The organism is Ruegeria sp. BE10, assembly GCF_056538905.1.
The window spans coordinates 1-12270 of the sequence record NZ_JBQFTX010000003.1; the positions used below are offsets into that span (position 1 = coordinate 1).

The window sequence follows — 12270 nt, forward strand, 5'->3', positions numbered from 1 at the left end:
ACTGGAGATGCCAATTTTCGCACCGATTTCCTGAATCGGCTTCTTGTTCGCCTCACGGGCGATTTCGATGTCGGATTTGTAGCTCATTGGGCAGGGTCCCTGATTGAATGCCGTGCGTGCCGACGCAATAGGTCGGTGCTGATCAATCCATACCGTCGTGTACAATCGCAATGGATATGAATTCCGACATAATCATGGCGTGAAACGGCGTTGACCCAGTTCTGGCGCTGTAAGCGCAACATTCCGAGGCTTATAAGGGTTCCCACGCGCGCTGATCCGGCACAAAAAGCGAGACGGAGTCGTTCCGCTTCAACGTTCCCGGACGTTCGATCCAGGCCGTGACGCCACGACGGCCCCTGGCAGCGGTTTTGAACGTCTTGCCATAGCCTGGAATGTCAGATTCGATTTCTTTCCCTGGATAAATGCAAGGGCGGTTCTCCATATCAACGGTCATCGTAAGCCCATCGGGGGCCTGCAGCCGCGATGAGGGCGGAATATGGGTAAAATCCGGTATTCCCTTTAGCACGATCGACGCCCCCAAATAGGTGGGGTCGAGCGTTTCCAGCCCCATTTCACTTGCGATATCGTCCAGTTCTTCGGACGACAGAATCGTCAACTGACGCACATTTCGAATTTCAGTATCTTCGGGGTACAGGTTCTTCATACGCATACATGAGGCGCGATTGACCCCTGCGTGACGTGCGCCTGTTTCCCCGGTAAAATCAAGATCCAACCGATCGACCGGACGGGCGCGCAGCGAGCCACCTGACGGGACATGCCCCAACCAGACAACCTGCGCCGAATACTCGGTTTTTCGCATCACCGGCATGTGGGGCCTCGCTCCAAATTCCTGACAACGGCTCTTCGCACCGTACGTATCCCGACTGTGAAGTGAAGCAAAAAAACCCGGGACAATGCCCGGGTCTGATGTACTTAAGCTGAAGGTTCCGGCTCCATCCCACCATCGGGCGGAGACTTCTTGACCTTTGTCTTGGGAATCGCCGTCACGCTGGGCGCGCTGCCCTCGTCGGGATTGTCACCATCATCATCACCCTCGCTGGGCGATTCACCGTTCATGACGCGCTTGATCTCGTCCCCGGTCAGCGTCTCATATTCCAGAAGACCCTGTGCCAGACGCTCCCATTCCTCGTTCTGTTCGGTCAGAATCTGGTGGGCGCGCTCGTAACCCTGCTGGATCAGACGCTTCACCTCTTCCTCGATCAGCTCTTTGGTATGGGCCGAAACCGAGAACCCGGCGGTATTGCCAGAGTATCCATCATGCGCCTCGGCATAGTCGATATTGCCGACCTTATCCGACATTCCCCAGCGCATCACCATGGCGCGCGCCAGTTGGCTGGCCTGCATGATGTCACCGGCAGGACCGTTCGAAACGTGGTCTTCGCCGTACTTGATCACCTCGGCGGCCTTACCCGCCATGGTCATGGCCAGCTTCTGCTCACATTCGTCACGGTGATAGTTCAGGCGATCCATTTCCGGCAGCGAAACAACCATGCCCAGCGCACCACCGCGCGGAATGATCGTCGCCTTATAGACCGGATCACACAGCGGCAGAGTCAGGCCGACAACGGCGTGACCGGCCTCGTGATAGGCGGTCTTTTCTTTCTGATCCTGGGTCAGCACCATAGAGCGACGCTCAGCCCCCATCATCACCTTGTCCTTGGCATTCTCAAAATCTTCCATGGTGACAAAGCGACGGCCCACGCGCGCGGCCATCAGCGCGGCCTCGTTCACGAGGTTCGCCAAATCCGCACCCGAGAAGCCCGGCGTACCACGCGCGATGATGCGCAGATCGACATCGGGGCCCAGAGGCGTCTTGCGTGCGTGAACGCCCAGAATCTTTTCGCGGCCTTTGATGTCGGGGTTGCCGACAGTCACGTTACGGTCGAACCGGCCCGGACGCAGCAGCGCAGGGTCCAGAACGTCCTTACGGTTGGTGGCTGCCAGAATGATCACGCCTTCGTTGGCCTCAAACCCGTCCATCTCGACCAGCAACTGGTTGAGGGTCTGTTCGCGTTCGTCATTACCACCGCCATAACCGGCACCACGATGGCGACCCACGGCGTCGATCTCGTCGATGAAGACAATACAGGGCGCGTTCTTCTTGGCCTGTTCGAACATGTCGCGGACACGGGATGCACCGACACCAACGAACATCTCGACAAAGTCGGACCCCGAGATGGTGAAGAACGGCACACCTGCCTCACCCGCAATGGCACGGGCCAGCAGCGTTTTACCGGTACCCGGAGGGCCAACCAGCAGCGCGCCCTTCGGAATCTTACCGCCCAGACGGCTGAATTTCTGCGGGTTGCGCAGGAATTCCACGATCTCCTCCAACTCCTCCTTGGCCTCATCAATGCCCGCAACATCGTCAAAGGTCACGCGACCATGCTTTTCGGTCAGCATCTTGGCCTTGGACTTGCCAAAGCCCATCGCGCCGCCTTTGCCACCGCCCTGCATCCGGTTCATGAAGTAAATCCAGACACCGATCAGCAGCAGGAAAGGCAGCAGCGTGATCAGGAAGGACTGAAACCCGGATTGCTGCTGTTTCACGGCCTGAACGGGAATGTTCTCATCGATCAGCAGCTTGGTGACTTCGGCATCGGCGGGTTTGATGGTGACATAGGTCGCGCCGCTTTGCGTGGAATAGCGAATCTGTTCACCGTCCAGCGTCACATTTTTGACTTCGCCGCTTTCAACTGCGCTGACAAAATCGGAATAGGTTCTTTCATTGCTCTGAAGCGTTCCGCCCTGACCACTGAAGAAATTGAACAGTGCAAGGATCAGCAGAAACAGAACGACCCAGAAGGCGATGTTACGAGCGTTGCCCAAGGAATATCTCCCAAAAGATTTCGGCAGGTGGGGGTCTGCCGGTTTGACCTATAAAATAGAGATGATTCAAGCATGTTCAATGCGATAAAAGCGAAGAGTAAAACTCGGGCCTTTGTGGGGCGATTTCGGCTGTCCAACCGTTGGAATAATCAACTAGGGGTGCAGCAAGCAGGTTTTCACCGCTCCACACGGCAGGCGAGGCCAAAAGCGCCATACGTGGTTTGCCCAATGCGCGCCATTCCGGCACCTGCGGCAAACCAGTCTCACCCAGCGCACGCACCTCGGCGCCCACGGCCCGAGGGCCGGACAGAACCCAGCGGTCATCCCAAAGCTTTTCCGGGGCGGTGATTTCTGTCGCCACGGCGTTTAGCTCTCTGCAAAACCACATTTTATCGCCGTGTGGGATCAACAAACAGCCCGCCAGAGTCAGGGTCTTTGCATCCCGAACGGCTGCCACGGCCTGATCCACCGCAGCCCCGCGCGGCGGATAGCCCGGTCCTGCGATCCACACGGTGATTCCAATGACCAGCCGCCGTTGAATCTCTGCCGGAAGCAGTTCAAAGCCGTTGCGGTCCACGCAAATGTCCCCGCTATCCACATCAGTAACTCGTCGTGCGGATTCCTGCGTATAATGCGCCAGTGCTTCACGCGCTTGTGCAAGATTTTCGGCCACGCGCGACAGCGATTGTGCAGAAATCCCCAGCGGTTCCAGCCCTGTCAGGGCTTCACGCGCTTTGATCCGGTCGAATTTAAAGTCCTGATTCGACGGGTCCTCGATCCAACTTGCGCCGATCCGCGACAGGTAGCCGCGCAGGGTTTGCCGAGTGATTCCCAACATCGGGCGCAGTAGCGACACGCCGTTTTGGTCCCGCACCCAAGGCATCCCTGACAATCCTGTCACACCGGCCGCCCGGCCCAACCGCATCAGAACAGTCTCGGCCTGATCATCGGCTGTATGTCCCAAAGCAATCGCCGATATGTCATTCCGGTTCGCCCAGTCGGTCAACAATCGATACCGCGCCTGACGGGCCTGATCCTGCAGATTGCCTGTACCATCCCACCCCTGCCACCGCAGCGTTTCGTGCGGGATATTCAATCCAGCGGCCTGTTCGGCCACGCAAATAGCCTCAGATGCCGATTCGGGGCGCAATCCATGATCCACGGTGGCAGCGAACAAATCGACCTGCTCGGCCTGAGCGATTTCATGCAACAGATGCATCAGCGCCACCGAATCCCCGCCACCAGACACGGCGATACCCAAACGTGGCGGCAGTCGGTCAGGCAGCCGCGTGCGGAGTTCAGATCGAAGTGTTTCGGCCTCGCCCGTCAAGAACAGCCCAGCGAAGCCATTTCCTGAGTGGCGGCGGACACTGTGGCCGAGGCCGGGAACCGCACGCCAACCTCTGTCAGGGTGATACAAGCCTGTTCGGTTTGTCCCAGACGCCCCAACGCGGCACCCAGTTCAAACAGGGCCTCGGGGGCAAACGCACCCTCGGAATCGCCGGTAAAGCTGGCCAGGAACGCCCGTGCGGCCTCTCGCGTGTCGCCCAATCCGTCCAGCGCCTGCCCGCGCTTCAAATGTGCTTCGGGCGCAAGCGGGCTGCCTGGATACGACGAATCGAACTGCGCGAACTGGTCGGCTGCGGCCTGAAAATCCCCTTCGGACAGGGCCAGCGCAGCAGCTTCGAAGTCTGATTGTTCGCCGATCGCCAGTTCCCCCTGCTCACTTACCGAAGAGGGCGTTGGTGAAATGGGTACCGCAGAACCGGCCGTAGCTCCTGAATCACCACCCAAGGTCGAGGTTTCGCCAAGCGTACTTAGATCTCCGCCTTCCAGTTCGACCAGACGGAACTCCAGGTCGCCGATCCGGTTGGTGCCATCGGTCACGACGTTCTGAACCCGCTGATTTAGCTGCTCGGTCTGGCTCGTGAGGCGTTGCAACTCGGCCTCGATCGCGTCGACCCGTTCCAGAATGGAACTGCCAGACAGGTTCGGCGCCGGAGATCCGGTCGTCGAAAACTCACGCTTTAGGCGTTGAATCTCCACGTGCAGCACTGTCAATTCCTGACGGATATCCGCCAGCGTCTGCTGATCCTGTGCTTGTGCCACACCGGCTGTCGCAATAACTGCGGCCAGAACCCATCCTGCAAGTCTCATCGTTTTACCCCAAGGTTGAACCGGTCAGCACCGTAACCGCGCGGCGGTTCTTGGAATAGCATTCCTCGGTGCTGCAAATCTCAATCGGGCGTTCCTTGCCGTAGCTGACTGTTGTCAGGCGGCTCCCTGCCACCCCGCGCGAGATCAAATAGTCGCGGGCCGCATTCGCCCGTTTCGCGCCCAGACCAAGGTTATACTCGCGTGTGCCTTGTTCATCTGCATGACCCTCGATAGTAGCCACGAAATCCGGGTTGGCCAAAAGCCAGTCTGCCTGCCCCTGCAAGACCGTTTGCGCCTGTGGCGTCAGTGTGGACTGATCCACTGCAAACAATACCCGGTCGCCAACAGTTTGCTGGAAATAGGCGGGCGAGCGCGGATCGCTGGGCGAGCCCGGCGCAATGGCACCATTTGCGCCATTTCCAAAACCGCCACCCAGTGCCGATGGATCGTTGTTGGTACAGGCGGCGATTACACTCAGCGCGCCTATAGCCAGAACTTTGCCCAATACGTTCATTTCAAGTGCCTCGTTGTTTTATCGGTTTATTGCCGTCTCTGTATCACAGTGCAGGATTTTTGTGAACTTTTCCAACCGCCTGCCCCGATCAATTCTGCAATGGCCCCCAAGACGGATCGCTGCCGCCATCCGGAGTGCGCACCGGATGCAAGTTCCTCCCAGAAATATCCACCGAATACAGCGTTGCCCGCCCACTGGCCCCCTGCGTTTCGCGGGTAAACATGATGACGCGGCCATTGGGGGACCAGGTCGGCCCCTCATCAAGGAAGGATGAGGTCAGCAGTCGTTCTTCACTGCCATCCGTACGCATGACACCGATGTGAAAACGGCCCTTGTTCTGCTTGGTAAACGCAATCAAATCGCCACGCGGCGACCAGACCGGGGTGCCGTAGCGGCCTTGACCAAAGCTGATCCGTGTTGCCTCACCCCCATTGGCGGGCATGATATACAGCTGCGGTGTGCCCGAGCGGTCGCTTTCAAACACGATCTGCGAACCGTCCGGGGAATAGCTGGGCGCGGTTTCAATAGCCGTCGTATTCGTCAGTCGAACGCTTTGGCCCGAGGCCAGGTCCATCTTCCACAGGTCGGTATTGCCGCCCTGAATCAGCGAATAAACAATCGAGCGGCCATCGGGCGAAAAGCGTGGGGAAAAGCTCATCGTGCCTTCTTGCGTCTGCAATTCGGTTCTTTTCACTCGGTCGACGTCCAGAACATAGATGCGTGGCTGACCGGTTTCATAACTGGTATAGAGCAACCGATCGCCCGACGGCGAAAAGCGCGGGGCCAGGACGATGGCGGCACTGTCAGTCAGGTACTGCACGTTGGCTCCGTCATAATCCATGATCGCCAAACGTTTCAGGCGCTGATCCTTGGGCCCGCTTTCCGAAACAAAGGCCACGCGGCTGTCGAAATATCCGCCTTCTCCCGTGATGCGGCTGTAAACCTGATCGGCCACTTTATGCGCCATGCGCCGCCACCCTTCGGTAGTGCCTGCAAATTGCAGACCGTTGCCCAGTTCCTGACCCGAAAACACATCCCACACCCGGAATCGCACAGTCAGCCGGTTGCCCGAGACGTTCACAGCACCCGTCACCAGCGCATCGGCATTGATGGCTTTCCAGTCGGCAAACTGGACCGGCGCATCAAAACTACTGACCCGGCTGATGAATGCGTCCGATGAGATTTCGCGGAACAGCCCCGTACCGGTCAGGTCGGCGGCAACGACTCGAGAGATGTCGTTGGCATATTGCGCCGCGGCTGGCCCGTCAGGCACAAAATTCGGAACCGCAAAAGGCAAGGGTTCAATGATCCCCTGATCCAGTTCCAGACGCAGCGGTCCGCTCTGTGCGTATACCGGCGCTGTCATAATCGTCAGGCCAAGCAATAGGCTGGTCAGAAATCTCATCATTTGATCCGCATCCTCTCGGGATTGAATGTAATCTCAATATCTTGCCACTGAGCATATTTGTCAGCAGGCAGGTCGTAACCTTTGGCACCACAGCGCAATATTGCCCGTCTGGCGGCTTCGTAAGCTTGTTTGGCAGACGCCGTTGTTCCGCCCGAGCTATCGATCATACGCAGGCTACCGCCTTCCACCTTCCCTTCACGGGTCAATGAAAATCCAACGACTACAACCGTTTGCAAGGCATCCGTGGACAATGACCCAACGTTCCAACACTGTGACACAGCCAGACGCATTGCATCTTTCTCACCGCTTGTCAGTGGAGGACCAGAAGGCTCACTACTCTCCTGCAAAGCCTCGGCCAAAGCATCTTCAACGGCGCTTTCGTCAACTTGTGTTGGTGGCGTCGACTCCTGCTCCTCAGGTTCTGCCACTACCGGATCTGCCGGTGGCGCGGGTCGGTTTGGCCGCACCTGCGGTCGCGGGGACGTACGCGGAGCGTTCTCTTTGGTTTCCTCGGCTTCGGTCACGATCTGATCCGTGGCCTCTTCCGGAGCGGTTTGATCCTGCTGTTCCTGCTGGGTATCCGCACCCTCATCCAGCGACACAGCGGGCGTTTCCACTTCGTCCGGTTCCGCCTCGGGCGGTGGTGGCGCAATGGGTTCCGGTGCAACCTTGTCAGCGGGGCGCGGCTGCGCCTCGGGGCCCGGAGCCACGGGCAGCACTTCGGTCACTGGCTCGGGCTGATCCAGTGTCGGCGCTTCGTCGACCACTTCGGGTTCTGGCGGGGCCTCGACCGGTTCGGGTACGGGATCGGGCTCGGGTTCAGCTGGGGTCACAACCTCGGGTGGGGTTTGTTCTTCTTCAACCGGTGCGGGCGGTGTCACATCTTCGGTGGGCACTTCGGGCGGTTGCAGGGCAACGGGTGTCGACACCTCAGGCGCGGTGCGCTGTGCGGTCAAAGCATCGAACTGATCAACCGAGACCACCGACACCTCCTGCACAGCCATAGGCAGGGGTTCGGACCGGAACGTACCGCCGAAAAAAGCCCATCCAATCAAGACGACATGGGCAACAGCCGAGATCTTGGTGCCGGTATCCACCGCGCGGCCTCACTCTCCACCTTCGTCCAGGGCCGGCCCGCCGCTATCGGTCACAAGACCCACATTGGAAAACCCACCCGCATTCAACGCACCCATTACCTGCATCACCTGCGCGTAAGGAATCGCCCCGTCGGCCCGCAGGAACACACGGTCACTGCTGCGTTCTGCCGCAATGGCGCGCAGTTTGCCAATCAACTCTTCGCGCACCACGTCCGTCGTCTGGATCTGCACTCGTCCATCCGCGGTCAGTGTTACGGTCAGTGGTTCTTCGTTATCGCCGGGCAAGGCACTGGCCGCCGTTTTCGGCAGGTCTACAGGCACCCCCACGGTCAACAATGGGGCCGCGACCATGAAGATGATCAGCAACACCAGCATAACGTCCACAAACGGCGTCACGTTGATTTCGGCCATTGGCTGCGCCCGGCCGCGACGCCGCCCGCGTCTGCGCCCGTTCCCACCACCGTTTTGCTGAACTGCCGCGCCCATCGTTAGCTGTCCAATTGTCGCGACAGGATGGTGGCGAACTCGTCAGCAAAGGCTTCATACCCGCCAACGATCCGGTCACTATCCGCACTGAGCTTGTTGTAGAAAATGACCGCCGGGATCGCCGCCAGCAGGCCGAGACCCGTGGCCAGCAACGCCTCGGCAATACCCGGCGCCACAACGGCGAGGTTTGTGTTCTGTTGCTCGGCAATCTCGATAAAGGCGTTCATGATGCCCCAAACGGTTCCAAACAGACCAATAAACGGCGCGGTCGAGCCGACGGTCGCCAGAATAGGAAGGCCCTTTTGCAGCGTCTCAGCCTCTTTCGCGATGGCAACGTCCATGGATCGGTCGATCCGCGCCGTGGCCCCGGCGATCAGCCCGCCATCAGTGCGATGAGACCGCCGCCATTCGATCATACCGGCGGCAAAAATCTTTTCCGAACTGCCATCAGGCTGCGTTCCAATCTGTTCGAACAGCTCATCAAGGGGGTTCCCTGACCAGAAGCTTTCATCAAACACCTGGGCCTCACGTCGTGCCGCGCGGTAGTTGATCAGCTTTTGAATGATGATGCCCCAAGACCAGATAGATGCGCCGATCAGCATCAGCATCACCAGTTTGACGATAAAGGTCGCGCGGGCATACAGCCCCCACATGGAGAAATCGATCTCCTGCGCCAGCGCCAGCGTTTCAGCTTCCATGAACCTGCTCTTTGTTTTGCCTGTTGGCCGTTCGTTTGGCCTTGTTTTGCCAAACGCTAACCCAGATGGTGCTGAAAAGCCAACAGAACCACACCAACGCCGCAATTTGTTACAGCAATGCGCGAATCTCTGCCGGAAGCCGCACCGGTTTGCCCTGTGCATTCATGCAAACGGCGGTGACAGTGGCACGAAAAATCTCGGTTTCGCCCCTTTTTACCAACTGCCCCATCGTAAGCCGAACGCCCGAGCGTGAAATGAAATGAGTTTCGATGGTCAACTCATCGTCGAACTTGGCCGGGGCCAGGTAATCCGCCTCAATCCGCCGGATGACCCAAACGATCCCATCATCGCGCATCGCATTTTGGTCATTGCCCAACCGGCGCACATAGTCCGACCGGGCGCGCTCGATGTATTTCAGGTAATTCGCGTGATAGACCACGCCGCCCATGTCGGTGTCTTCATAATAAACCCGAACCGAATAGATGTGCTTTTGCGGGTCGGTCATACTGGCATTCCATCCTGTTGAAATCATTGGAACGGGGCAGGACATGCCTCACACAGATGCAGGCCAACGCGCAATCCCTATAAGGTTACAAAAAATCAGGTCACCCAACACTTGGTATCGAAATTTATCCCCTAGCTGGCTAGGCTGACCAAATAGAGGTTTGAATTTAAAGGGGATCCCATGGCCACCCCCCACCGAGAAGAGGGCAAATTCCCACTGCCCATCCTGCAGGGTATCGTGCCGATCAAACGGTCGTCCCTGCCGACTGAGGTTCTTGCCGGACTGACCTTTGCCTGTCTCGCGATCCCCGAGGTGATGGGCTACACCAAAATCGCAGGCACCCCTGTGGTGACGGGACTGTACACGATCCTGATACCGATGGCGCTGTTCGCCCTGTTCGGATCATCGCGGCATCTTGTCGTGGGGGCGGATTCCGCCACGGCGGCCATAACTGCGTCTGCGCTGGCGGGTATGGCGGTGTCAGGATCTTCGGAATATCTGGCGCTGGCCTCTCTGCTGGCGCTGATGGCAGCAGTGCTGTTGATTGCCGCGCGCCTGATCGGACTTGGCTTTCTAGCCGATTTCTTATCTCGGACAGTACTGGTTGGCTTTCTGACTGGCGTAGGCATTCAGGTGGCCACGGGAGAGGTGCCCGGAATGCTGGGGATCGAGGCGTCGGGCCACGGAACGCTGGCCAAACTTCAGGGCTTAATACAGCACTATGACCAGACAAGCTGGCCAACGATCGCGGTATCCTTGTCCGTTCTGGTCGTCGTCATTGGGTGCAAAAGTTTATCGCCCAAAATACCGGGCCCGCTGATCGCAATTTTGGGCATCATCCTTTGCAGTTGGACTTTCCAGTTCAGCGCGGCGGGCGTCACCGTGCTGGGCGCGGTTCCAGGCGGCCTGCCCGCCCTTTCAATCCCGGATGTGGATTGGAACTGGCCTCTTTTCAAGCAACTGACCCCTACCGCCCTGTCGATCTTTGTGGTGATCCTTGCCCAGAGCGCCGCAACCTCGCGCGCTTATGCGGCCCGGTACGAGGACAAGTTCAGCGAAAACACCGATCTTGTCGGGTTGGGTTTTGCCAATCTCGGCGCGGCCTTTACTGGCACTTTCGTCGTCAACGGCAGCCCCACCAAAACCGAGATGGTGGCCAGCGCCGGAGGCCGCAATCAAATCGCACAACTGACGACGGTGGCGATTGTTCTGGTGGTAATCCTGTTTCTGACCGGGCCGCTTGCGTTCCTGCCAAATGCCGCGCTGTCCGCGGTAGTCTTCCTGATCGGTGTAAAGCTAATCGATTTGAAGGGCCTTGCTGCCATTTATCGGCAGGCACGGTCAGAATTCTGGATCGCGGTGGCCACAGCAGGTGTTGTGGTTCTGATCGGGGTCGAGCAAGGGATCATCTTTGCCATGGTTCTGTCGCTGATCGACCACACGCGCCGGGGATACCACCCTAAGAACGCGATCATCGCCCAAAGCCCTGATGGCGGCTGGCATGTAAGTCCCGTCACCACGTCAAATCAGTTCAAACCCGGCCTGGTGATCTATCGCTTTTCCCACAGCATTTATTACGCCAACACGCAACGGCTGTCGGACGAGGTCGCTTCAATCGTCAATAGGGCCGACCCCAAGTTGCGGTGGTTCTGCATCGAAGCTTCTGCCATTGATGATGTGGATTTCACCGCAGGTTACTCATTGCGAAATATCCACGGCTTGCTGCAGTCCAAGAACATTCGACTGGTTTTTCTGCTGGTCGAACCGGATGTCCGCAAAGAACTGGACCGCTACGGTGTCACCGATCTGGTCGGGCCTGACGCATACTTTGACACCGGCAGCGATCTAATTCAGGCGTTTCAGCACCAGAGCAAATCACCTGCCTAGGCTTTATTGCGGCGCTTGTAGCCGCGCAAACAGCCTCAGCGCGTGTGACGCATCCTGCGCAGCCCCGGGCAGGATCGGGTCATAGGCCGCGCGGATCACCTCGGCGATTTCGGGTCGCAGAACGGTTGTTTCCCCGGCAACAGCCAATGGGGATTGGGTCCGAAATGCGGTGTCCGACCACAGCAAGATGGTCTGCACCACCTGGCTAAGCGCCAGTGTTTCCGCCGGAACCTTGGACAGTTCCTTGTCCATTCTCAGAAATACAAAAGCCGCGCGGATCGCTCCGTCCTCTTCAAAGCGGAAAATCCGGTACTGGTTGGCATCCGCAGCCATCAGACGATCCACCAGGGGTGCCAGATCGGGGATCAGCCGATCCAGATCGGGAACCTCCAGCAGCTCTTGCCAGTCTCGGAAAAAGAACACCATGCAATTGGCGCCAAGTTCCGGATCCGTATCGGCCATCTTGTGCCCAGCCAATGCCACCACGGCCTCGACCGCGCCTTTGACGGTTGCCAGTGTTTCATCCTCAACACCAAAGACAATCGGCACGATGGGGCGCCCCCAACGGGCAAACAGAAACTCACCACTTTCGCGCGTAAACAGCGCCTCGATCTGATCGGGTGTCACGCCTTGCCCCTTTTCTGAATCAAATACGGCCGCCGGTGGCA

12 protein-coding genes are annotated in these 12270 nt (G+C 58.4%); 1 reads left to right on the forward strand and 11 read right to left on the reverse strand.

Translation table 11 applies throughout. The features are described 5' to 3' along the window. Positions 1-250 precede the first annotated feature (250 nt). The 10 genes from ACR0M2_RS08125 to ybgC all read right to left on the reverse strand — a co-directional run bounded on the left by ACR0M2_RS08125 (position 251) and on the right by ybgC (position 9715). Positions 251-829, reverse strand: coding sequence for an MOSC domain-containing protein (locus ACR0M2_RS08125; protein WP_425081403.1), 579 nt, complete (start codon positions 827-829; stop codon positions 251-253). A 104-nt stretch (positions 830-933) separates the two neighbouring features. Further along, positions 934-2850 (reverse strand): ATP-dependent zinc metalloprotease FtsH, encoded by a 1917-nt coding sequence (gene ftsH, locus ACR0M2_RS08130; protein ID WP_170362401.1) that lies wholly within the window; start codon positions 2848-2850, stop codon positions 934-936. A gap of 76 nt (positions 2851-2926) precedes the next feature. Then, complete coding sequence (gene tilS / locus ACR0M2_RS08135) at positions 2927-4180, reverse strand: tRNA lysidine(34) synthetase TilS (RefSeq protein ID WP_480704552.1); 1254 nt, start codon at positions 4178-4180, stop codon at positions 2927-2929. Further along, positions 4177-5007: a tol-pal system protein YbgF gene (ybgF, locus tag ACR0M2_RS08140; protein ID WP_480690869.1), complete on the reverse strand. Its 831-nt coding sequence runs from the start codon at positions 5005-5007 to the stop codon at positions 4177-4179. Before ybgF ends, tilS begins: the two co-directional genes overlap by 4 nt. A gap of 4 nt (positions 5008-5011) precedes the next feature. Beyond that, a complete protein-coding gene (gene pal, locus ACR0M2_RS08145; RefSeq protein WP_480704554.1) occupies positions 5012-5521 on the reverse strand; it encodes a peptidoglycan-associated lipoprotein Pal in 510 nt (169 codons plus the stop codon). Between the two features lie 88 nt (positions 5522-5609). Further along, positions 5610-6929, reverse strand: coding sequence for a Tol-Pal system beta propeller repeat protein TolB (gene tolB, locus ACR0M2_RS08150; RefSeq protein ID WP_170351706.1), 1320 nt, complete (start codon positions 6927-6929; stop codon positions 5610-5612). Further along, on the reverse strand, positions 6926-8026 hold the full coding sequence (locus ACR0M2_RS08155; protein WP_480690871.1) for an energy transducer TonB: 1101 nt from the start codon (positions 8024-8026) through the stop codon (positions 6926-6928). Before ACR0M2_RS08155 ends, tolB begins: the two co-directional genes overlap by 4 nt. 9 nt (positions 8027-8035) lie before the next feature. Beyond that, positions 8036-8512 (reverse strand): protein TolR, encoded by a 477-nt coding sequence (gene tolR / locus ACR0M2_RS08160; protein ID WP_170351708.1) that lies wholly within the window; start codon positions 8510-8512, stop codon positions 8036-8038. Between the two features lie 2 nt (positions 8513-8514). Next, positions 8515-9210 carry a protein TolQ gene (gene tolQ, locus ACR0M2_RS08165; protein ID WP_170351709.1) on the reverse strand — a complete coding sequence of 232 codons (696 nt, stop codon included), beginning with the start codon at positions 9208-9210 and terminating at the stop codon, positions 8515-8517. Between the two features lie 109 nt (positions 9211-9319). Then, positions 9320-9715 carry a tol-pal system-associated acyl-CoA thioesterase gene (gene ybgC / locus ACR0M2_RS08170; RefSeq protein ID WP_170351710.1) on the reverse strand — a complete coding sequence of 132 codons (396 nt, stop codon included), beginning with the start codon at positions 9713-9715 and terminating at the stop codon, positions 9320-9322. Positions 9716-9895: 180 nt separating this feature from the next. On the opposite strand from ybgC, the gene ACR0M2_RS08175 reads away from it, so the two are divergent. After that, on the forward strand, positions 9896-11602 hold the full coding sequence (locus tag ACR0M2_RS08175) for a SulP family inorganic anion transporter (RefSeq protein ID WP_480704556.1): 1707 nt from the start codon (positions 9896-9898) through the stop codon (positions 11600-11602). A gap of 3 nt (positions 11603-11605) precedes the next feature. Here the strand turns inward: ACR0M2_RS08175 and ACR0M2_RS08180 are convergent, their stop codons facing one another. Next, positions 11606-12229 carry a hypothetical protein gene (locus ACR0M2_RS08180; RefSeq protein WP_480704558.1) on the reverse strand — a complete coding sequence of 208 codons (624 nt, stop codon included), beginning with the start codon at positions 12227-12229 and terminating at the stop codon, positions 11606-11608. Between the last annotated feature and the right edge of the window lie 41 nt (positions 12230-12270).